This is a genomic window from Acinetobacter sp. LipI_23, assembly GCF_058243045.1.
The window spans coordinates 1,967,157-1,989,645 of sequence record NZ_JBZAYJ010000001.1 but is presented as its reverse complement, the minus strand read 5'-3'; the positions used below and the strand labels follow the sequence as shown (position 1 = coordinate 1,989,645).

General features: G+C 42.0%; 21 protein-coding genes. 12 read left to right on the top strand and 9 right to left on the bottom strand.

The window, feature by feature from the left end:
• Positions 1 to 39 precede the first annotated feature (39 nt).
• From AC4CVD_RS09800 to AC4CVD_RS09785, 4 genes are all read left to right on the top strand, one after another.
• Positions 40 to 786: a DUF6776 family protein gene (locus tag AC4CVD_RS09800; protein ID WP_195728051.1), complete on the top strand. Its 747-nt coding sequence runs from the start codon at positions 40 to 42 to the stop codon at positions 784 to 786.
• Between the two features lie 17 nt (positions 787 to 803).
• Complete coding sequence (gene clpS / locus AC4CVD_RS09795; protein ID WP_004981811.1) at positions 804 to 1,220, top strand: ATP-dependent Clp protease adapter ClpS; 417 nt, start codon at positions 804 to 806, stop codon at positions 1,218 to 1,220.
• Between the two features lie 9 nt (positions 1,221 to 1,229).
• Positions 1,230 to 3,506, top strand: coding sequence for an ATP-dependent Clp protease ATP-binding subunit ClpA (clpA, locus tag AC4CVD_RS09790; RefSeq protein ID WP_490753016.1), 2,277 nt, complete (start codon positions 1,230 to 1,232; stop codon positions 3,504 to 3,506).
• An 87-nt stretch (positions 3,507 to 3,593) separates the two neighbouring features.
• Complete coding sequence (locus tag AC4CVD_RS09785) at positions 3,594 to 3,947, top strand: YnfA family protein (RefSeq protein ID WP_490753015.1); 354 nt, start codon at positions 3,594 to 3,596, stop codon at positions 3,945 to 3,947.
• 27 nt (positions 3,948 to 3,974) lie between these two features.
• Here AC4CVD_RS09785 and AC4CVD_RS09780 read toward each other — a convergent pair whose 3' ends face one another.
• The 3 genes from AC4CVD_RS09780 to AC4CVD_RS09770 all read right to left on the bottom strand — a co-directional run bounded on the left by AC4CVD_RS09780 (position 3,975) and on the right by AC4CVD_RS09770 (position 6,231).
• Complete coding sequence (locus AC4CVD_RS09780; protein WP_490753014.1) at positions 3,975 to 4,448, bottom strand: hypothetical protein; 474 nt, start codon at positions 4,446 to 4,448, stop codon at positions 3,975 to 3,977.
• Between the two features lie 90 nt (positions 4,449 to 4,538).
• Complete coding sequence (gene argF, locus AC4CVD_RS09775; RefSeq protein ID WP_490753013.1) at positions 4,539 to 5,459, bottom strand: ornithine carbamoyltransferase; 921 nt, start codon at positions 5,457 to 5,459, stop codon at positions 4,539 to 4,541.
• A 121-nt stretch (positions 5,460 to 5,580) separates the two neighbouring features.
• On the bottom strand, positions 5,581 to 6,231 hold the full coding sequence (locus AC4CVD_RS09770; protein WP_279737413.1) for a TetR/AcrR family transcriptional regulator: 651 nt from the start codon (positions 6,229 to 6,231) through the stop codon (positions 5,581 to 5,583).
• Positions 6,232 to 6,477: 246 nt separating this feature from the next.
• Between AC4CVD_RS09770 and prpB the strand changes: the two genes are divergently transcribed.
• From prpB to AC4CVD_RS09750, 4 genes are all read left to right on the top strand, one after another.
• Positions 6,478 to 7,362: a methylisocitrate lyase gene (prpB, locus tag AC4CVD_RS09765; protein ID WP_004696708.1), complete on the top strand. Its 885-nt coding sequence runs from the start codon at positions 6,478 to 6,480 to the stop codon at positions 7,360 to 7,362.
• Positions 7,363 to 7,364: 2 nt separating this feature from the next.
• The gene (prpC, locus tag AC4CVD_RS09760; protein WP_004696709.1) at positions 7,365 to 8,501 is read left to right on the top strand and encodes a bifunctional 2-methylcitrate synthase/citrate synthase; all 1,137 of its coding nucleotides are present in this window, start codon (positions 7,365 to 7,367) and stop codon (positions 8,499 to 8,501) included.
• Positions 8,502 to 8,690: 189 nt separating this feature from the next.
• Entirely contained in the window at positions 8,691 to 9,152 is a 462-nt protein-coding gene (locus AC4CVD_RS09755) for a DUF2147 domain-containing protein (RefSeq protein ID WP_490753012.1), read from the top strand.
• 271 nt (positions 9,153 to 9,423) lie between these two features.
• A complete protein-coding gene (locus tag AC4CVD_RS09750) occupies positions 9,424 to 10,350 on the top strand; it encodes an alpha/beta hydrolase (RefSeq protein ID WP_490753509.1) in 927 nt (308 codons plus the stop codon).
• A 69-nt stretch (positions 10,351 to 10,419) separates the two neighbouring features.
• Here the strand turns inward: AC4CVD_RS09750 and AC4CVD_RS09745 are convergent, their stop codons facing one another.
• Positions 10,420 to 12,057, bottom strand: coding sequence for a long-chain-fatty-acid--CoA ligase (locus AC4CVD_RS09745; protein ID WP_490753011.1), 1,638 nt, complete (start codon positions 12,055 to 12,057; stop codon positions 10,420 to 10,422).
• A 601-nt stretch (positions 12,058 to 12,658) separates the two neighbouring features.
• On the opposite strand from AC4CVD_RS09745, the gene AC4CVD_RS09740 reads away from it, so the two are divergent.
• Entirely contained in the window at positions 12,659 to 12,895 is a 237-nt protein-coding gene (locus AC4CVD_RS09740) for a hypothetical protein (protein ID WP_490753508.1), read from the top strand.
• A 68-nt stretch (positions 12,896 to 12,963) separates the two neighbouring features.
• Here the strand turns inward: AC4CVD_RS09740 and bioB are convergent, their stop codons facing one another.
• Both bioB and queG read right to left on the bottom strand, forming a co-directional pair.
• A complete protein-coding gene (bioB, locus tag AC4CVD_RS09735; protein WP_004981788.1) occupies positions 12,964 to 13,953 on the bottom strand; it encodes a biotin synthase BioB in 990 nt (329 codons plus the stop codon).
• 301 nt (positions 13,954 to 14,254) lie between these two features.
• Positions 14,255 to 15,349 (bottom strand): tRNA epoxyqueuosine(34) reductase QueG, encoded by a 1,095-nt coding sequence (queG, locus tag AC4CVD_RS09730; RefSeq protein ID WP_490753010.1) that lies wholly within the window; start codon positions 15,347 to 15,349, stop codon positions 14,255 to 14,257.
• A gap of 22 nt (positions 15,350 to 15,371) precedes the next feature.
• On the opposite strand from queG, the gene AC4CVD_RS09725 reads away from it, so the two are divergent.
• Positions 15,372 to 16,841 (top strand): NAD(P)H-hydrate dehydratase, encoded by a 1,470-nt coding sequence (locus AC4CVD_RS09725; RefSeq protein ID WP_490753009.1) that lies wholly within the window; start codon positions 15,372 to 15,374, stop codon positions 16,839 to 16,841.
• Complete coding sequence (locus tag AC4CVD_RS09720) at positions 16,838 to 17,116, top strand: acylphosphatase (RefSeq protein WP_490753008.1); 279 nt, start codon at positions 16,838 to 16,840, stop codon at positions 17,114 to 17,116. Before AC4CVD_RS09725 ends, AC4CVD_RS09720 begins: the two co-directional genes overlap by 4 nt.
• A gap of 67 nt (positions 17,117 to 17,183) precedes the next feature.
• Here the strand turns inward: AC4CVD_RS09720 and slyD are convergent, their stop codons facing one another.
• From slyD to AC4CVD_RS09705, 3 genes are all read right to left on the bottom strand, one after another.
• Complete coding sequence (gene slyD / locus AC4CVD_RS09715) at positions 17,184 to 17,666, bottom strand: peptidylprolyl isomerase (RefSeq protein WP_004696728.1); 483 nt, start codon at positions 17,664 to 17,666, stop codon at positions 17,184 to 17,186.
• A 139-nt stretch (positions 17,667 to 17,805) separates the two neighbouring features.
• Positions 17,806 to 19,107: an NAD(P)/FAD-dependent oxidoreductase gene (locus AC4CVD_RS09710; protein ID WP_490753007.1), complete on the bottom strand. Its 1,302-nt coding sequence runs from the start codon at positions 19,105 to 19,107 to the stop codon at positions 17,806 to 17,808.
• 125 nt (positions 19,108 to 19,232) lie between these two features.
• The gene (locus AC4CVD_RS09705) at positions 19,233 to 20,543 is read right to left on the bottom strand and encodes a D-alanyl-D-alanine carboxypeptidase PBP6B (RefSeq protein WP_148825895.1); all 1,311 of its coding nucleotides are present in this window, start codon (positions 20,541 to 20,543) and stop codon (positions 19,233 to 19,235) included.
• Between the two features lie 179 nt (positions 20,544 to 20,722).
• Here AC4CVD_RS09705 and AC4CVD_RS09700 point away from each other — a divergent pair, with 179 nt between their 5' ends.
• Positions 20,723 to 22,426 carry a M61 family metallopeptidase gene (locus tag AC4CVD_RS09700; RefSeq protein ID WP_490753006.1) on the top strand — a complete coding sequence of 568 codons (1,704 nt, stop codon included), beginning with the start codon at positions 20,723 to 20,725 and terminating at the stop codon, positions 22,424 to 22,426.
• Positions 22,427 to 22,489 lie beyond the last annotated feature (63 nt).

Genomic DNA, 22,489 nt, shown 5'->3' with positions numbered 1-22,489 from the left:
AAATGTGTGTTTTGAATTGAATCAAAATAAGAGATGACGATGCCGAACACTGACACAAATATGACGTCACAACAGCCTGAACCTGCAAAGCCGTTTTTACAGACCAATAAGCCCTTGGCAATTGGTGCTGCAATATTGATGGTTGCAAGTGGACTATTGGGCTATACCGTCGGACATCGTCAGGGTTTAACGGTGGTAGGTTTTGATGCGGATGCTGAGCAACTGGTTGAAGTGGTACAAAAGCAAAAGACCAGTCTGGATGCTTTAAATAAAAACTACAATGCTGCTGTTCAGGAGCGTGACGTTGCTGTGACCAATTCAAATGAGCTGTATTTGTCGTTGCAAAAAGCTCTAGATCAACAAGCGCAATCTGAAACCACGGCTGTGATTTACCGTGAGGTTTTGCGTCAACGCGGCGGTATTCCACTGGCTGTGCAGCATATTGCGATTAAACCTTTGCCTGAAAATGCATTTGAATATCAACTCGATTTGGTTCAAGTCAGCCCATCTAAACGTGCAGCTTCAGGTACAGTTGAACTCCGACTCATTCGTGGTACAGAGGTTTTAGTTGTGCCTCTTGAAGACAAAAACTTTAACTTTGAAAACTATGAGCGTTTAACAGGGCGTTGGACGATGCCTAAAGGCTTTACGCCACAGTTTATCGAAGTCCGTTTAACAGGTAGCACACCAGTGACACGACGCTTTAGTTGGTCACGTGGTGAGGCCGTAGAAAGTCAATCAGCATTTGTCTCTGAAATTCCTCAGGCTGAGGCGAATGCACAATAATTGTGAATTGTAAGTTTATGGGTATCTCTAAGCGTTCAACGTGTTTAAATGAAATCAAGCAGTCTTTTCATGAATCTGGCTATGTCGATTGGCATATCAGCCCGCGCTTGAGCAATGATGAACCGCATGAAGAAGAAAATGGGGATGTCGCTGTCCAAACCGCGCCACCAGAACTTAAGCGTCCTCCACTCTATGCTGTCGTTTTAATGAACGATGACTATACCCCAATGGACTTTGTTATTGAAATTTTACAACAATACTTTGCTTTGAATCTTGACCAAGCCACTCAAGTAATGCTAACTGTACATTATGAAGGAAAAGGTGTTGCAGGCGTTTACCCGAGAGACATCGCGGAAACAAAAGCAAACCAAGTCAATAATTACGCTCGGTCTCAAGGTCATCCTTTACTTTGTCAGATTGAGCCGAAAGATTAAGGGGGTTCCATGCTCAGTCGTCAATTAGAAGTATCCTTACGTTTGGCTGTTAGTATGGCTCGACAAAAGAGACATGAATTCCTAACAGTTGAACATTTATTATTGGCTTTACTCGATAATGATTCGGCCGTAAATGCATTGAAAGCCTGCGGTGCAGATATTATTGTGCTTCGCAAAGAGCTTGAAGAATATGTAGAGCAGCACACCCCTAAGTTGGGCGAAAACAGTGATCAAGCCCCACATCCAACCGAAAGTTTTGACCGTATCTTACAACGTGCAATTTTTCATGTGCAATCAAGCGGTGGTGATCGTACAGTTGAAGGCGCAGACATTTTAGTGGCGATGTACTCTGAGCGTGACTCTTTTGCAGTCTACCTCTTGAAACGCCATCAAATTAACCGTTTAACTCTGACACAATACTTGGCCCACGGCACACGTAAAGACGAAGTGCAAGTGGAAGAAGAAATTGAAGATCTCGATGGTGAATCTACCAGTTCAAGCAACGCAGGCCCTTTAGAGCTGTATACAACCAACTTAAATGTTGAGGCACAAAAGGGTAAAACAGATCCTTTAATTGGTCGTGAAAAAGAAATTGAGCGTGCAGCACAAATTCTATGCCGTCGCCGTAAAAATAACCCGTTATTGGTCGGTGATCCTGGCGTCGGTAAAACATCGATTGCTGAAGGTTTAGCTTGGCTCATTGTTAATGGTAAAGCACCGAAACCATTGGCAAATGCTGAAGTGTATAGTTTGGACATTGGTGCTTTGGTGGCAGGAACCAAATACCGAGGTGACTTTGAAAAACGTTTAAAACAGCTTTTGAACGCGTTGAAAAAGAAACCAGAAGCAGTTTTGTTTATTGATGAAATCCACATGATTATTGGTGCAGGCTCAAGTATGGGCAGCACGATGGATGCGTCAAACTTGATTAAACCCGCTTTGGCCAATGGCTCATTGCGCTGCATCGGTTCAACTACGTTCCAAGAATACCGTCAAGTCTTTGAAAAAGATCATGCATTGTCACGTCGTTTCCAAAAAATTGATGTCAATGAGCCATCTATTTCAGAAACGATTGATATTCTACGTGGTTTGAAGAGCAAGTTTGAGGATTTCCATCATGTTAAATATGATGACAAAGCTTTAATTTCTGCGGTTGAGCTGTCTGCGAAGTTCATAAATGATCGTTTCTTGCCGGATAAAGCCATTGATGTTATTGATGAAGCAGGGGCACAACGTCGTCTGAAAGCTGAACAAGATGACACCTTGATTACCGTAGAAAATATTGAAGATATCGTGTCGAAAATTGCACGTATTCCACCAAAAACTGTGTCTAAAGATGACAAGACCGTTCTTGAAAATCTTGAACGTGATTTAAAACGTGTGGTCTTTGGTCAAGATGAAGCCATTGAAGCTTTAGGCTCAGCAATTAAGCTGTCGCGTGCAGGCTTAAAATCACCAGATAAGCCTGTGGGTAGTTTTGTTTTTGCAGGTCCAACTGGGGTAGGTAAAACAGAAGTCACTAAGCAGCTTGCGAAATTACTGGGTGTTGAGCTGGTTCGCTTCGATATGTCAGAGTATATGGAGCGCCATGCAGTTTCACGTTTGATTGGTGCGCCTCCAGGTTATGTCGGCTTTGACCAAGGTGGTCTGTTGACCGATGCGATTCATAAAAATCCGCACTGTGTATTATTGCTAGATGAGATTGAAAAAGCGCATCCAGACGTATTCAACTTATTGCTACAAATCATGGATCATGGTTCATTGACCGATAACAATGGTCGTAAATCAGACTTCCGTAATGTGGTGTTGGTCTTGACCACAAATATTGGCGCAGAAACTATTTCTCGCGTGAGTATTGGCTTCATGGATCAAGACAACAGTAATGATAACCAAGATGCGATGAAGAAAGCGTTTTCTCCAGAGTTCCGTAACCGTTTGGACAGTGTGATTCAGTTTAAAGCCTTACCAACGACAGTAATTGAAAATGTGGTGGATAAGTTCTTAACTGAACTACAAGCGCAACTGGATGAGAAAAAAGTCATTCTAGAAGTGGATCAAAGTGCGCGTGAGTGGATGGCTGAAAATGGCTATGACCGTTTAATGGGCGCTCGCCCAATGCAACGACTCATCCAAGAGCATTTGAAAAAACCACTGGCTGAAATGATTCTATTTGGTGAGCTTGCAGAACATGGTGGCAATGTTGCGGTCTCTGTGAAGAACGAAAATGGTAAAGCGGCGGGTCTAAAACTTGAAGTTTTTGAAGACCAAACGGCTGAGCCTGCTTAAAGATCGCTACATAATAAAAAACCCGTGTTCGCACGGGTTTTTTATTGAAAAAGTATTTAACAGTTATAAGTAATAAAAGTAGGTTGCATGGATATTCAATTGACGAAAGTTTTAAGTACATTTGTACTGTTTTTGGTCACCGCTGTGATGGAAATATTAGGCTGTTATTTCCCTTATTTGATTTTAAATCAGGGAAGAAGTCATTGGTTGTGGATTCCTACAGCTTTAGCGCTAGGCGCTTTTGTGTGGTTGTTGACTTTACATCCGGCTGCGTCAGGACGTATTTATGCCGCTTATGGCGGAATTTATATTTTTACCGCATTGCTATGGTTGCGTTATTTCGATCAAGTTTATTTATCCCGTTGGGACATAATGGGTGGGACAGTGGTGTTGATTGGTGCGGCCATGATTATCTTACAACCGCAAGGATTGGTTCGCTAAAGTAGAGAACCAATCGCTAAAAAGGTACTATTTGATACCACAATCTTTTTGCTTTAATTCTAAATCGTAGCTATTTTTCTCAGAGCTGAGCTGTAATTTTATAATGTAGGGGTTATGGCGTTGATATTGATGCTCGAAGAAAATATTGCAGTTTTGCACAACATTCTTTTTAATCACTTTTTGAACTGCTTTCGCACCCAAATCCTGTTCAAACTGCGCGAAATCAGGGGTAATGATCAAGCCTTTAAGCTCGGTACGGTCTGCATATAGATTAAATTGTTCAATGATAGTGTTGTTATCAATTTCAATTGGGAGGGTTCGAGAGTCTTCTGCAGTTAATACCGTTAAGATCTCATTCAACGTTTCTGGTTGTTTAATTTTAAAATTTTGATCAATAATTTGTTTGGATTGTAAGTAGTCATCAAACTCTGAGGCTTGAACCTGAAAAAAAATAGAGCTTAGAATTGTAGCAAGGCACAGGCCAGTTTTTTTGAAATGCATGGAAAGTGTCGCTTATAAAAATTATGTTCCAATTATAGCTTTACCCGTATAAAAAAAGCACCCTTAGGTGCTTTTCGTTGGAAAAATTACTTAATCTTTCTTAGTATTTTCATTGATTAAAAATTCAACCAATGCTTTTTGTGCATGTAAGCGGTTTTCAGCTTCATCCCAAACCACGGCATTTTTATGGTCGAGCATCTTTTCAGAAATTTCTTCGTCGCGATGCGCAGGTAAACAATGCATAAATAAACAATCAGGATGAGCCAGATCCATAAGACTTTCATTCACTTGATAGTCTGCAAAAGCAGCTTCACGAATTTTTTGCTCTTCTTCTTGGCCCATGCTTGCCCATACATCGGTCACGATAAGGTCTGCGTTTACGGCAGCATCTTCAGCTGAGTTAACTAGTTCAGCACAATGCGCAAATTCACTTAAAAATTCTACTTTGGGTTCATAACCTTTAGGCGCAGCAATTTTTAACTTAAAGCCCCACATATGCGCAGCTTCGATATATGAATTACACATGTTGTTGCCATCACCAATCCAGGCTACAGTTTTGCCTGCAATGGGCCCACGGTGTTCAACAAAAGTTTGAACATCTGCAAGTAGTTGGCAAGGGTGGTGATCATCGGTTAAAGCATTAATCACAGGAACTTTTGAATAAGAGGCAAAACGTTCAACAATGTCATGTCCAAAAGTACGGATCATCACAATATCCAACATGCTTGAAATCACGCGTGCTGAATCTTCAATCGGTTCACCACGACCCAATTGGGTGTCTCGTGGAGAGAGGAAAATTGCACTGCCACCAAACTGGCTCATGCCTGCTTCGAACGATACACGGGTACGGGTGCTCGATTTTTCAAAAATCATACCCATGACTTTACCAACAAACGGTTGGAAGACTTCGCTGTTGTGCTGTTTACGTTTTAGTTCGATACCGCGTTGCACAACTTGGTTCAGTTCTAAAGTAGATAAATCGCGTAAGGTAAGAAAGTGACGTAGAGCCATTGTTACTCCACAATAATTGCTGAAAACCGAAATAGGTATAGAACAACAATTAGTTGTTGGTTGGTGAAAAGAAAAAAGAGAGTCGATTAATATACTATATGCAAAGGAAATTGCAAAAAAACTAGACTTTTTGATGACCTGCTAAGAAACGATCTACACAATAATGAACATATTCTAGATTTTCTTGTTCATTTTCTTCAACATAGATGTTCATGAGTACTCGCCACTCTAACTCGCGCACAATGCCAAAAAAAAGCTGGGCAGAATAATTTGGATGTTCACATCGAATAATGCCTATTTCATCTGCTTTGCTTAAAATGCAAGCCACGGCATCTTCAATATGTTTAGGTCCTTGTTTGTGAATATGAAAGGCCAACTGCGGATTACGCTGTACTTGTTCCATAATGAGTCTTAAAAAAGAAGCATTTTCTGGAAGTGCAAGATGCGTTTGAATATTTAAAATGGTTTGTATTAAATAAACGCGCAAATTGTCCTTAGTGAAATCAAAAGGCATACAAATATCTTTAAAAAACAGCTCACGACGGTAGTCGCAAATTGCCGTAAAAAGACCGTCTTTATTGCCAAAATATTTGTAAATGGATGCTTTTGAACCACCCGCATGATTGACAATATCATCGAGTGAAACAGCATCGTAGCCATGTTGCAAAAACAACTCGTTTGCACTTAATAAAAATGCAAGACAGCGTTCATGACCTCGTTTTGTGTGAGGTATGTCACGTGTAAGGGGTTCTAGTTGAACTGAGTCGTGCATATAACTAACAACAGCCTAATAAATGTGGATCTCTAGTTGCTATCATAGCAAAAATATGTACACATTGTTGTTTTGGGGCTTATCTGTTTACCACTAAACCTCAGTGCGTGGAAGAAAATTACACAATAAAAGCGTGAACCATGGGACTAAAGTTTTAGAGTTTTCATTCTAAAATGTCATAGCCAATTCAGTCATTATGGCTATACTCAAAACTCGAAAATTAAAGTAAATGCCGTGGAAAGGACGATGACAGAACAAAGATCTGCAGGCTTAAGATTTAGACAAGCACTGGAAGTGGAAAAACCATTACAAATTATCGGTACAGTCAATGCTTATGCAGCAATGATGGCGAAACAGGTGGGCTACAAGGCCATCTACCTTTCGGGTGCTGGTGTAGCCAACTACTCTTATGGATTGCCTGATTTAGGCATGACCAGTCTGGATAATGTTTTGGAAGATGTACGCCGCATTACCGAACGTGTAGACACCCCGTTACTGGTCGATATCGACACCGGTTGGGGTGGGGCATTTAACATTGCCCGCACTGTGAAACAAATGATTGCCGCAGGGGCAGCCGCAGTTCACATCGAAGACCAAGTAGCACAAAAACGTTGTGGCCACCGCCCAAACAAAGAAATTGTCACCCAACAAGAAATGGTCGACCGTGTAAAAGCGGCTGTCGATGCCAAAACTGATGCAAACTTTGTGGTGATGGCACGTACCGATGCCCTACAAAAAGAAGGCTTACAAGCGGTGATTGACCGTGCCTGTGCCTGTGTAGAAGCCGGTGCTGATGCGATCTTTGCCGAAGCAATGACTGACATTACCATGTACAAAACCGTCTGTGATGCAGTCGGTGTCCCTGTACTGGCCAACATTACCGAATTTGGCGATACCCCATACTACACCAAAGAACAACTGGCAGAACAAGGCATCTCGATGGTGCTGTACCCACTGTCACCGACTCGTGCCATGCAAAAGGCAGCACTGGAAGTCATGCATGCCATTCGCAATGACGGCACCCAAGTCAACGTCCTCGACAAAATGCAACAGCGCAAAGAACTCTACGAATTTCTCGATTACCACACCTTTGAAAACACATTAGACAAGCTGTTTAAACAGGAGAATTAAAAATGGCTGAAGGAAAAGTCCTCACAGGCGCAGGATTGCGCGGACAAGTTGCAGGAAAGACAGCACTCTCAACCGTAGGCAAAAGCGGGGCAGGTTTAACCTACCGTGGTTATGACGTCCAAGACCTCGCTGAAAACTGCCAGTTTGAAGAAGTGGCCTACCTGATCTTCTTTGGTGAACTACCCACAGCAGCACAGCTCACCGCCTATAAAGCTAAACTCAAATCACTGCGCCAACTGCCACAAGCACTCAAAGAAGTACTTGAGCGTATCCCAGCAGATTCACACCCAATGGATGTGATGCGCACGGGCGTATCAATGCTGGGCAATCTCGAAACAGAACAATCTTTTGCAGAACAACAAGATGTTGCAGACCGCATTCTCGCAACGCTTCCAGCAATCATTTGCTACTGGTATCGCTTTAGCCATGATGGTGTACGTATTGAAGAAAATACCGATGACGACTCAATCGGTGCTCAGTTCCTACACCTACTTCGTGGTGAAAAACCAAATGAACTGCATGAACAAGTGATGAACGTATCACTGATCCTCTATGCAGAGCATGAATTCAACGCATCGACCTTCACCGCACGTGTATGCGCATCAACCTTATCCGATATGCATTCATGTATTACCGGTGCAATTGGTTCACTGCGTGGTCCATTACATGGTGGAGCAAACGAAGCAGCGATGGAAATGATTGAAAACTGGACGTCACCTGAAGAAGCTGAGCGAGAAATGCTGGGTAAATTGGAACGTAAAGAAAAGATCATGGGCTTTGGCCATGCAATCTACAAAGACAATGACCCACGTAATGGCATCATCAAAATATGGTCAGAGCGCTTAGCCAAAGATGTCGGTGATACCGTCCTTTATCCAGTTTCAGTACGTTGTGAAGAAGTGATGTGGCGTGAGAAGAAATTATTCTGTAACGCAGACTTCTTCCATGCATCGGCTTACCACTTCATGGATATTGCGACTAAATTATTCACCCCAATCTTCGTGATGAGCCGTGTCACGGGTTGGGCAGCGCATGTGATGGAACAACGTGCGGACAACCGTATCATTCGCCCAAGTGCGGACTATACGGGTCCTGAGCTACGTAAAGTAGTGCCGATTGAAGAACGTTCAGCGGCTTAATATAAAGCTCTGATACATTATTAAAAAAGCCTCTTCGGAGGCTTTTTTTGCATGCAAACTTTTTGTTGGTGTTTCTCACGGTTTGATTTCATATAAATATTTAATTTTAATGAAATAATCAATAAATAAAAGAATAGAGTTGCTATAATCGCGACCGTTTATTTCTTCATTTTTATTGTAATTTACTTTATGAAACATAAGTTTTTGTGTGCATCAGCACTGTTTTTGGGGTTGTCTCATTCTGCTTTCGCCATGCCATTTGATCCGCTTATTGGAACATGGAAAGTGATTGATGATCGGACAGGGTATTACATTTCAGATATTGTGATTCGTAAGAATTCTAAAACATCACAATATAGTGCAGTGGTGACCAAGTACTATCCTTTGGCTGGAGCGCCTGTGAGTGATGTATGTAGTAAGTGTAAGGGTGGGCTTAAGGATAAACCGATTTTTGGTATGCAAGTGCTGAATGGCTTGATGGGTGATGCAACAGGTCAAAAATTCGCAAAAGGACAATGGCTGAATCCTCAAGATGGCCGTGTGTATAATATCAATACTGCGCAGTTAAATGCTGGTAAAGATCAGATGAAGGTACAAGCCTCAGCAAAAGATGCGAAAGGTTTGAGCAACATGACATGGAAAAAGCTTTAAGTTTTTTGATTGTGTCGATAAAGCCATTGCACTTTCATAGTGCGGTGGCTTTTTTTTAGGGATAAAAAAGCTGGAAGGGTATTTTCTAGACTTGTTGAATCCGTATAAAAAGGAAAAATCATCTTTCGGAGTGCGTGGTCAAAGAAAATGTAGTCTATTTAATCGATGAGATGTACGTCATGACAGAGAGATGATTAAGATTTACTTAATTGATAATGATAACTATTATTGTGTGTTAAGCTTCGGTATCTCATGGCTGTATATACGAAAAATGACTCATCTTTATAGAAAGATTTTTACTACTGTGCTTTCGCAAATTTTTGGCTCGTTGTTGATTTTGGGTGCCAGCTTAAGTATTTATGCAAAACCTGAAATGAAACCTTTACCTGCCAATATTGCAGAAATCGGTTCGGCTTATTACAGCTTTAAAGTCAAAGAGTTTGCAACTACAGATCCAAATAAAACTTATAGCGTTTGGTTGGGTATTCCAAAGACAGTACAGAAGACGAAGGATGCTTATGCATCGGTCTTTATGCTGGATGGGAACGCTGCGATGTCCTATCTGAATGAAGAAATACTTAAGTCTTTGTATGAAAATGATGCCCCTGTATTGGTTGCTATTGGTTATAAAACCAATTTGCCATTTGCCACAGCTCTTCGTTCACTTGACTATACTCCAGCAGATTTATTAACTGGAAAACCCGCCCAAGATCCACGAAATCCAGAGCGAATGAGCGGGGGAAGTGCTGATTTTAGAAATGTGATTTTGAAGGACATCGCTCCTTGGGTTGAGCAGAATGTAAAGCTGGATGCGCAAAAAAGAGCGTTATGGGGGCATTCCTATGGAGGGCTTTTTGTGCTTGATAGCTTGCTCGATGGTCGTTATTTCAGCCATTTCTTTGCTGCAAGTCCATCACTTTCTTGGGCAGATGAGCGCATGATGCAAAAAATTAGAACAGTAAAATTAGTCAAAGAGCCACAAAAACATGTATGGCTGATGGAAGGTGATCTTTTAACACATAGTGGAACACAGCAAAGTGCTAATTTTGATGCAAATGGCATCAATAAAAATAGAGAAATTTTGTCTATATTCGATCAGCAGGGCATAGAGTCTAAATTTTTAATCTATCCAAATCTAAAGCATGGTGAGGTCTTTAAAGCGTCTTTATTAGACGTGCTTTCAAATAAATTGTATTGATGGTATTTAAACTATCCGAACATAAAGAAAAGCCTGACCATATGATCAGGCTTTTTATTTTAAACAACGTTAAACAGGATTTTGTTCCAGTAGTACTTGGCCATATTGAGCACGGAGTTCACGTTTTAGCATTTTACCCGTACCGCTCAGTGGAATACTGTCGACAAAGATCACACGGTCAGGGATCTGCCATTTCGCAATTTTGTCCGTATAGTAGTCTAAGACACCTTGTTCAGTGACCGTGCTATCGGGTTTCTTCACAGCGATGACAATAGGACGCTTATCCCATTTTGGATGTTCAGCTGCAATAACGGCTGCCATAAGAATGTCTGAATGTCCCATCGCAAGGTTCTCAAGTTCAACCGATGAAATCCATTCGCCGCCAGACTTAATTAAATCTTTAGAGCGGTCACTGATGCATAAGAAGCCGTCTTCATCTAAGGTTGCAATATCACCTGTGTCAAACCAGCCATCGGTCGTGAGTGCGGATTCATCTTTACCAAAGTAACTGTCAATAATCCAGTGCCCTTTAATTTGTAGATTTCCAATTTGTTCACCATCGCGGGCAATTTCGTTGCTGCCTTTTTCTTCATCGGTAAGACGTAAATCCACGCCAAAAGGCGGACGGCCTTGAGAAAGACGTAGCTTGAAACGCTCTTGTTCAGAGAGTTGTTGATGTTTGGCTTTAAGTTGGTTGGCAGAACCGAGTGGACTGGTTTCGGTCATACCCCATGCATGGATGGTGTCGCAGTTATAGTCATTTTTAAAGGCCGCTAACATGGATGGTGGACATGCAGAACCACCAACAACGTTACGGTCCATACTTGCCAGCTGGCTGCCTGTTTGTTTGGCTGCTGCCAGTAAACCTTGCCAAATGGTGGGCACACCCAAAGCCACAGTGACTTTATAGGTGTCAATCATGTTCACTAAACTTGGCCCATCTAAGCCTGGCCCAGGCAATACAACGGTACAACCGACCATAGCTGCTGCATAAGGCGTACCCCAAGCATTGACATGAAACATGGGCACTACAGGCAACATAATGTCATTTGCAGATAGATTAAGAGAATCGGGTAGGCTGATGGCAAAACTATGCAATATGGTAGAACGGTGGCTATATAGCACGCCTTTTGGATTTCCAGTTGTGCCCGAGGTATAGCACAAAGAGCTTGCTGTTTGCTCATCAAAGCTTGGCCATGCGAATTGTTCAGACTCTTTGCTGACCAAGTCATCATAAAATTTTACATCGGCAATTTTTTCTGTAATAGCGTCATCTGCAGCATCTAAACAAATAAAGTGTTCTACATGGGGTAAATGTGCTTTTACTGCAGCAATCAGTGGTGCAAAGGTTTTATCAAATAACACCACGCGGTCTTGGGCATCATTGATAATAAAAATCAGTTGTTCTGGAAATAAACGTGGGTTGATAGTATGGCAAATATAACCACTGCCAGAGATCGCATACCAAGATTCTAGGTGACGATGGTTGTTCCATGCGATGGTCGCCACGCGGTCACTTTGCGAAAGCCCTAAGCCTGCGAGTACATTGGCAAATCGCTTAGAATTGGCTGCGACTTTGGCCCAGTTAGTTTCAGTGATACTTCCATCTGTATTTTTAGAAATAATAGCTGTATCCGCATGGTAGCGTTCTGCGTGATTAATAAGATTGCTAATTAATAGCGGTTGAAACATCATACGTCCAAGCATGTATAAATATCCTTATCGTTGCTTTTTATCAAACTCTTTATTGGTTGCTCGAAACATCTGTTTTAAGCATTGATTGTATTTTTATCCTAGCTTGATCCAAATTTAAATCAAGCATTGTTTCATTCTCAGCCGCATTTTTAACAGCGATGTGAGGTAGAACGACAAGTAAATAAAAAGCATCATTTAAAAAAGTAAATGACCATTTATCACTTTATGTTGTTATTCGACAAAAGGCACTTGAAATTTATAAAAAGTATGTTTAAAACTGTGTATAGCTCATAAGATATCAGTTGTGGGTATTTCAGGAAGATATACCTATTTTAAGAAGCGAATTTTTAAAAAATCACTTACAGGAGTTAAAAATGCTTCAGTTGTTTAAAAAATTATTTTGCATCCACGTTTATGAATATGAACAAATGACTGAAATAGGGGAGCATATGGAATGCCGAAAGTGCGGTAATTCTAAAACCGACTAATCATCTTAAGGAAAAGTGAGCGTAGGCTCACTTTTTAATGCCTGTATTTTTTATGGCTTGGTTTGGCTGAATCGACGCAGAACGGCTTACAATAGACGAATCACAGTGTTTAGCATATACAGATGATGACTAAAAATTTTCAAGCACAGACTTATATTGTCGATGATAATCTGAGTGATACCTTAAGCTGGCTGTGTCAGCATCAAGAGTGTTTTAATTCTTTTCACTATGACGCGATTTGCCAAACCTTAACGGTACGCCATGCCAATGGTGAAGATGAGATATTCCAAGGCGATTATCTGAATGCCAGTTATGGTATTCTAATTACTGCGCATAATTTTGCTCAGTCGCCTGAAGGTTAAATAGATAGACATTAAAAAAGCCCCATATTGAAATAAGGGGCTTTTTTGTGCTTAGCAGCTCTTAGGTATTAGCTTGCCATGGCATCTAAGCTAAGGTCTGCCACTGTTGGTTTTGGCTTTTCTGCCACTAAACCTAATTTGGTGAACAGTTGGCGGTCTTTACCTTCGCCTGCATTTGGTGTGGTCAGTAATTTCTCACCCGAGAACAACGAATTTGCACCCGCCATAAATGCAAGTGCTTGGTCTGAGTCAGAAAGTGCTTCACGACCTGCAGATAGGCGGATATAACTGTGCGGCATGATAATGCGCGCAACAGCAATGGTGCGAATCCATTCCGTCACATCGAGTTTTTCAACATCTGCCAGTGGCGTGCCTTCAATTGGAACTAACATGTTGATTGGCACAGATTCTGGGTGAATAGGCATCGTTGCAAGCTCTTGCAATAAACCAATACGGTCTTCTTTCTTTTCACCTAGACCAACAATACCACCGCTACACACTTTCATGCCTGCTTGACGGACATATTCTAAGGTATTTAAACGGTCGTCAAAGGTACGTGTGCTAATAATATGTGAATAATACTCGCGTGAAGTGTCGAGGTTATGGTTGTAATAATCTAAACCTGCATCTTTTAAACGCCCAGCTTGAGACTCATTCAGCATCCCTAAAGTCATGCAAGTCTCTAAACCAAGTGCTTTCACCTCTTTAACCATTTCTAGTACATAAGGCATGTCACGTTCATGTGGGTTACGCCAAGCCGCGCCCATACAAAAACGGGATGAGCCTGAGGCTAAAGCTTCTTTAGCTTCTGAAATCACTTTGTCTACAGCAATTCGCTTTTCGGCTTCAAGTTTTGAGTCATAACGTGCTGACTGAGAGCAGTACTTACAGTCTTCAGGACATTTTCCTGTTTTAATTGACAATAAAGTACTGACTTGAATGGTGTTGGCTTGGAAATGTTGGCGATGTACGGTCTGCGCTTGAAAGACGAGATCAAGAAAGGGCTGATCATACAAAGCTTCGATTTCTTCACGCGTCCAATCATTGCGTAGGTTCATAATGGCGATCCATTTTTAATTCTAACTTGTATACATCATACATTTAACGTGCCAACTTAAAAGGCATTATTGCTCAGTTTTAATAGTATCTCCCGATTATGTTTTTAATTTTATCTTTTTATGAGATTGTAAAAATAGTTGCAAAGTTGAGCGTTTTTTCGGAAATTTGGCCGCAAAATTCTATTTATTTGGATTTTGAGTTACACTGAAAATGCAGCTAAATAGATAAAATAAATAAAATTATGCAAGCAAATGGCTGTTTGATTGAACTTTTATTGATTGAGTCTGTTTGAAGCAAGTTTTAGTGCTTTTTCATCAGCTGCTCTTGGATGGCCCAGTCAATATGGACTTGCACAATATCGTTAAGCTCTGGGCGAGAAGCTTGTAATTGCTGCAATATTTCATCTGAAAATGGTGCATTACCTAGACCAATCGCGACGTTACGCATAAAGCTTTGGTAGCCTGTACGACGTAGGGGACTCCCTTCTGTATTTGCCATAAAGGTGTTTTCATCCCATTGCCAAAGGTCAATCAGTTGAATGTCATCCAAGCTATGACGCGGGTTAAAATCATCAATTGGTGTGGTTTTGGCAAAGCTATTCCACGGGCAAATGAGCTGGCAATCATCGCAACCAAACACACGGTTACCAATACCGCGGCGCAGCTCTAGAGGAATAATGCCTTGAAACTCAATAGTTAAATAGGCAATGCATTTACGCGCATCTAATAAATAAGGCTCAACAATGGCTTGGGTCGGGCAAATATCAATACACGCGCTACATGAACCACAGTGTTTGGTGGTGGCTTGGTCAAAAGGTAGCTCTAAAGAGGTAAACAGCTCACCCAAAACAAAAAATGAGCCTGATGTTTTATGAATGAGTAAGGTGTGTTTACCGACCCAGCCCATGCCCGCATTTTCAGCCAATGATTTTTCAAAAATGGGTGCTGAGTCTGCAAATGGGCGAGATTCAAAATCGCCAACTTTGGCTTTGATTTTCTGAGAAAGGGTCTTTAAACGCCCACGCATGACTTTGTGATAGTCACGTCCGCGTGCATAACGCGCAATGATGGCGCTATTTGGTGCAAAAGGCACAAGACGTGGTTCAGGAACGGCAACTAAATAATCCATACGCACACAAATAATGCTTTTGGTGCCCGGAACAAGCAGTGTTGGATCTGCGCGTTTTTCTAAGTTTTCAGCAAGAAAATGCATGTCACCATGATAACCAAGTTCTAAATATTTTTTAAAACGCGGCAATTCAGCTTGAGCATCTGGTTTGGCGATGACACAATCAGAAAACCCCAAAGCCAGTGCTTCAGCTTTAATCCAAGCCTTAAGCTGCTCTGGATCATATTGATCTACAGGGGTTTTTGAGGAAGATGTGGATGTTGTCATAACCAAGAACAAAGGAAAAATCATGCATCAGCAAGTGTACCACAGCAGCGAGATTCAAGCATGGGAAGGGCGTTGGTTCGCGCAGCAAAATAGTGCTTATGGGTTGATGCAACAAGTCGCATGGTCAACAACTGAACATATGCTGCCTAGGCTTAAACAGCAGCAGGTCAAAAGCATCGCAGTATGTTGTGGTCAAGGCAACAATGCAGGTGATGGTTACTTGATTGCATCGTATCTAGCCGCGCAAGGTTATGACGTTGAAATTTATGCAGCTGCTTTGGGAGAGTCTACTTCACTGCAACAAGCACATGCAGCAGCTGTGCAACAGGGGATAATTATTCATACCGGTTTTGCTTTTCAACACCCTTATGATGCCTATATTGATGCTTTGTTTGGCATTGGGTTAAACCGTGAACTCAGTTCAGACTGGCAGGCAGTGATTCAGCAGATTAATAGACAAACAGGTTTAAAAATTGCGGTTGATATTCCAAGTGGTTTGCAGGCCAACACGGGACAAGCTTTACCTTGTGCAGTTGTCGCCGATTATACCTTTACGGCTCTGGGCTTAAAGGCGGGTTTATTTACTGGGCAGGGTAAAGCTTATGCAGGAGTCGTTGAGCTTATTTCGCTACTTCCTGTAGACAGTGCTTTAAAACCTTTAGCTTCACTTGCTCCACAGTATGTGCACCTTGTACCACGTCAAGCCTTTGGACATAAAGGAAGTTATGGGCATGTACTGGTGATTGGGGGACATACACAGATGGGTGGTGCGGTGATGTTAGCCGCTGAAGCTGCCTTTCATGCGGGTGCTGGCAAGGTGACCGTGGTATGTGATGCAAAACACCATACTGCAATTTTAGCTCGTGCACCCAATATTATGCTGCGCGATATTAACCAAATGTCGCTCCAAGAGCGTGAAGCATTGGTGGCACATGTGGATGCAGTCAGTTTTGGCATGGGCTTGGGAAGAGATGCATGGGCTCAGCAGCAGTTTGAAGCATGGTTTCCACTCATTCAGACCAGTGCTTTGCAGGTGGTATTAGATGCAGATGCTTTATGGTTTTTATCCTCAAAGCCAGTAAAGCTTGGTAAACAGGTGTACGCAACACCGCATCCTGGCGAGGCCGCAACTTTGCTCGGTATCAGTACCTCAGCGGTGGAGTTCGACCGTATTGCAGCTATTTATGCCTTACAAGAAAAATATGCAGGGCAATGGGTGCTGAAAGGTTCGGGAAGCTTGATTTTAGATACGCAACTTTGGATTTGTACCGCAGGTAATCCGGGGATGGGGACAGGTGGAATGGGTGATGTATTGGCAGGCATGATTGCCAGTTTAAAAGCACAGTTGCAAGATGACATTGCGTTACATCAAATTGTGACCTTACATGCCCAAGCAGGCGATCTTTTGGCTCAACAAGGTGAGCGTGGTTTACAAGCACAGCAAATGAGTCAGGCTATTTATACGGTCGTGAATCGAGAGCATACAGTATGAAAGCAGTAAAACTGACCATATCGGGAAAAGTTCAGGGTGTTGGATATCGACGTTGGTTTGCACAATATGCTGTTGCTTTAGGTTTAAAGGGTTATGTACAGAATCTGGCTTCAGGTGCAGTTGAAGCGTTGCTTTTGGGTCATGATGGTGTGGTTGCCGAACTGGTGAATTGCGCTAAAGTCGGGCCAACTCATGCGGTAGTCACGGATGTGTTCATCATAGAACTTGCTTCAGAACAGCAAACATTTACAGATTTTCAAATACGTCGCGAATGACTAAGTATTCAAAAATAAAAAAAGGGCAAAAGTTTAACTTTCGCCCTTTTTTCTAAGATGTTAAATCTTAGTGGTGGTGACCACCAGCACCGTGCGCATGGCCGTGCTGTAATTCTTCTTCAGTTGCATCGCGGATTTCTACGATTTCAACTTCGAAAGTTAAATCTTGACCAGCAAGTGGGAAGTTCGCATCAACAATTACGTTTTCGCCTTCAACTGCTTTTACAGTTACGATTTGAACGCCATCATCAGTTTGAGCTTGGAACTGCATACCGGCTTGGATGTTGTCTACGCCTTGGAACATTTGCGCTGGAACTTCTTGAACGAGTTCAGGGTTGTATTCGCCATAACCTTCAGCAGCAGGAACAGTAACAGTGAATTTTTCACCTACAGTTTTGCCTAGCAATGCATTTTCTAAACCTGGGATGATGTTACCTGCTCCGTGCAAATATGCAAGTGGTTCACCTTGTGATTGGTCTAGCGTTTCGCCTTCAGCGTTAGTCAATTTGTAGTTGAAAGAAACCACGTGATCATTTGCGATAGCAGTCATGTTTTTCGTCCATTCATTTAGAATTTAAGGGGTATATCATAAAGTGAAAAGCAGCTTTTGTAGACTAAATTTAGCAAAAAAACTGCATTTTCCACGTTCTTATGGCGTTTTTTTATTAGTGGGGACGCATTTTTAGATTTCAATGCAATTTTATTTTCGGACCGACTTTTTTATTCATCAGGTCTTTTGCGGTCATCAGCCCAGCTTGGGTATAGCCATGTAAGGTGGCCTGATGGAGTCGATATAAAGAAACATACATGGTTTTTGCCAGCACGCCTTGCACATTGACTTGGCCCAGGAGTTCGCCCACAGCTTTGTATTGACTGAGGGAAACCAAAGAGCCTTTGTCAGAAAATTTAAACATCGGCAAAGACTGACCACGAATGCGCGCTTTGAGCGCTCGAAGCAAAAAGGCTGCTTGTTGGCTGGCCACTTGAGCACGTGGGCCAAGGACTGGTTCATCGGCCGCGGGTTGGCAGTGGGCGCAATCACCAAAGGCAAAAATGTTGGGGTCGGAACGGGTTTGCAAAGTAGCATAGACTTTAAGACGGCCAATCGTATCTTTTTCAAAGCCTTTAAGTGCATTTAAAACGACAGGCGCTTTGATGCCTGCCGCCCAAACTTTTAGATCGGCATCGATTTGTGAGCCGTCAGCAAAATAGACATGGTCTTTGTCTAACTTGGCAACACGGTGATGGGTGAGGACTTCAACGCCAAGTTTTTCCAATTGGGTATGTGTGTGATTTGCCATTTTGGTGGATAGGGCGGGAAGAATACGATCCGCTGCTTCAATCAAGGTCACTTTGACTTTATTTGGGTCAATTTTATTGAGACCGTATTTAAAAAAGGTACTTTTCGCATGGATCAATTCGGCTGCAAGCTCGACCCCTGTGGCACCTGCACCAATAATCGCAATATTGAGTGCGCGTGTTTCGGGGCGGTTTTGTGCATCCAAATACAAATGTAGAAGGTCTTGCTGGAAAATTTCAGCTTGCTGGCGACTGTCGAGGAAGTGGCAGTAATGTTTAGCGCCTTCGGTCGCAAAGTCGTTAGAGGTCGAACCGACTGCTAGGACTAAGGTGTCGTAGTGGAGTTCAAACTGCGTGGTTTCCGTGCTTTGTTTGGCATATTGGCGTGCTTCAAGTTTTACTTGTTTATGTTCTTGGTTTAAGCCGACAAAACGACCCAAAACAAACTCATAATGATGCTTAGAAGCATGTGCAAAATAATTAATTTCTTCAACACTTGGGTTGAGTGTACCTGCCGCAATTTCGTGGAGTAAGGGTTTCCAGATGTGGGTGAGGTTTTGATCGACGAGGGTGATTTTAACCCACTTGGATTTTGCGAAGCTGTCACCGAGTTGCGTTGCTAACTCTAGACCACCAGCACCACCGCCAATAATAACAATATGGTGTGGCACTTGTTCTGTTTGTACAGCCATATAAAGCAACCTATTTATTATTAAAAAAAAGAAGATGACATTGAATATGCCATCTTCTTGATTTATTGATAATTAGATTGTCTTACAAGTTACATAAAGTATAAAACTCGGGATACTGCTCGAACTTAACCGAGTGTATAGGTTTTTACTTTAGGTTCATCACTTGATAAAAATGGAAACAAGCTTTTGAACCAAAACATTAGTCGTTGGAAAATATTGGCTTCTTCAATTTGTACATCTTCTTCAATGGTGAACGTTTGAATGAGCTGATTGTTTTGATAAACCTGAACTTTTGCCAGTTGCATCACTTCCGCCAGCGGAGCGGTCAGCTTGTTTTGTAACACTTCAATATTGAAATGCGTTTTTGTAGACTCTAATGGATCAATGCGTTGAATAGTGCCATTGCCTGTATTGAGCATAATGCGTTGGTTGGTCTGGTCAAAGGCATGTAAGTCAATAGCGTAGGGTTGCTCGTACAATGATGTGGTCACAATTTTCGGTTGCTTACTTTCCACTTTGAACATTTTCAATGTCGATTTGACTACAGGCAGTTCTGCGATAATTTGCTTATCTTTCAGTGCAACTTCATTGCGAGTATAGGTATAAGACAAATTCATGAGGTTGTGTGCAACTTCAGCGCGTTTTGCAGCACTTTCTGTACCTAAAACGATGACAACCAAACGACGGTTTGGATTATCGGGGTTCATGGTCGGGCGGTTTGCTGTCAGCGCTAAATTGTATCCCGCTGCTTTGGTATAACCTGTTTTTAAGCCATCTACTGTCGGGTCTTGTTTTAACAGAACATTGGTTGCACGGTGAAAGCGTTGGTTGTAGCTAAAACTTTGCTGTTTTGAATAGTATAAATAGTCTGGCGTTTCATTCACCAAGGCTTGGCCTAATAGCGCTAAATCATGTGCGGTTGAATAGTGCTCTGGCATGGTGATACCCGCAGGGTTTTGAAAATGCGTTTCAGTCATTCCCAGCGCTTTGGCTTCTTGGTTCATTCGTGCAACAAAGTTTGGAATATCACCTGAGATGCGTTCCGCTAAAGTCACTGCTGCGTCGTTGGCAGACATAACCACTAAACCAGCTAGAAGCTGATCCACAGAAATCTGTTCGCCTTGTTTTAAGTACATTTGGGACTCATCCCACATCACAGTACTGACCACAGGTGTCGCGGTAAGAATTTCGCTCTTATTGAGCTTTCCTGCATTGATTTCTTTGAGTGCAATATACGCCACCATCATTTTGGTGAGCGAAGCGGGTGCACGTTGAACATGACTATTATGCTCTGCAATGACTTGCCCCGATTGGCTGTCAAAAACTGTCCAAGCTTGAGCTTCAACTGTTTCAGGAACAATATTGAGCAATGCCGCTTGAGTAAAACTTGAACATAAGGCGAAGAGTGTAGCGATGAAGTAGATGACAGCTTTCAATGAAATTCCCTAACCAAGCCATTCCGTGACTTTTAAACCTAAAACAGCTGCAAATGCTATGCCTTTTTTTCCTCAATGACCAGTCAAAAATGCAGACAAATGTGACTGTGACGCAAAACTGGCGTAAATAATGCTAAGCTAAGTTATAACTCATTTCATTTTATTTTGTATCGCCCATTATGTTGCATTATCAGATCGAATTTGACGATTATCGTCAGCACCTTATACACGTGACTTTACGTTTTGTAGCAGACCCAACACAGGTACTTTCATTACCGACTTGGATTCCGGGTAGTTACCTCATTCGCGAGTTTTCAAAGCATATAGAATCGGTTCGTGCTTATGATGAAGAAGGGCGTTTGTTAGAAATTCAAAAATTTGAAAAGAATAAATGGCGTCTTTTTAATACCGACCATGAACTGATTACGGTAGAGTATGATGTCTATGCCTATGATCTGTCGGTGCGCGGTGCGTATGTAGATCAAACCCGTTTATATGTAAACCCTGCATGTGCTTGCTTAGGTTTGGAGGGTCAAGAGGACAAAGCAGTTGAAGTTGAACTGTTCCTTCCTGATGAGCTGAAACACTTCCAATTGGCTACTGGTATGGCTTCAAAAAGCCTCGTTAAAGGTCGTTTTACCTTAAAAGCCAAAAACTATGCCGAGCTGATTGATGCACCATTTGAGTTAGCAGAGCAGACGCGTTTTGGTTTTGAAGCCAATGGCATTCCACACGAGTTTGTGGTGTCAGGTAAACATGCCATGAATGCTGCACGTATGCAGCAAGACATTGAAAAAATCTGTGCAACAGAAATATCAATGTTTGGCTCAGCGCCATTTGCAAACTACACCTTTATGACGATGGCAACAGCAAATAGCTATGGTGGTTTGGAGCATCCAAATTCAACCAGTTTGATTAGTCCACGTGAAGACTTACCAAAAGCCAATGAGCCTGAAGAGCCGTCTGAAGACTATCAACGTTTCTTAGGTTTATGTAGTCATGAATACTTCCACTCATGGTTGGTCAAATTCATTCGTCCTGAAAACTTTGTCAATTATGATCTAAATAAAGAAGGCTATACCTCTTTGCTTTGGATTTTTGAAGGTTTCACGTCTTATTATGATGACTTGATTTTGCTACGTAGTGGTGTGATTTCCCAAGCCTCATATATCAAACTACTCAAAACTCAGATTGATCGCTATTTGCAAAATCCGGGTCGTTTTGTTCAGTCTGTGTCTGAGTCTAGCTTCGATGCATGGGTGAAATTTTACCGTCAGGATGAAAACTCGAACAATGCAGGCACCAGCTATTACAACAAAGGTTGTTTGGTTGCCCTATGTTTAGACTTAGGTTTGCGCTTACGTGGTTCAAGCTTGGACGCGCTTATGCGTAAACTTTATGAGAACGCGCAAAAGGGCATACAAGTACATGAGCGTACAATTGTTGAGTTGTGTAATGAACTGACGGGTGATAACTGGATTGAGCAAATTAATCACTTAATTAACACCACAGATGAGTTACCGCTGGATCAACTTTTCCCTGAGTTTGGTTTAAGTTATAGCCTGAAAAATGATAAGTCATTACCGCTAGGTTTAAAGCTTGTAGAGAAGCCAGAAGGCGTGTTGGTACAAAGCGCACGTCGTGATGGTGCTGCTGCTCAAGCTGGCCTTTCTGCCCATGATGTGATCATTGCGATTGATGGTCTCAAAGCAACGATGAAACTGGTAGAAAAGTATGCCAAACAAGAAGGCTCGTATAGCATATTGGCATTCCGCCGTGATGAGTTGATGAGCTTTGACGTAAAAGCTTCTGGCTCAGAGCTGACTGAAGTTGAATTGAAAGTTGAAGACCAAGCAAAAGCAGAGAAGTGGTTCAAGGCTTAGTCCCTAAGCCACTTTATTTGTCATTCTGTTGAGATAGAAAACCGATGCTTAGGCATCGGTTTT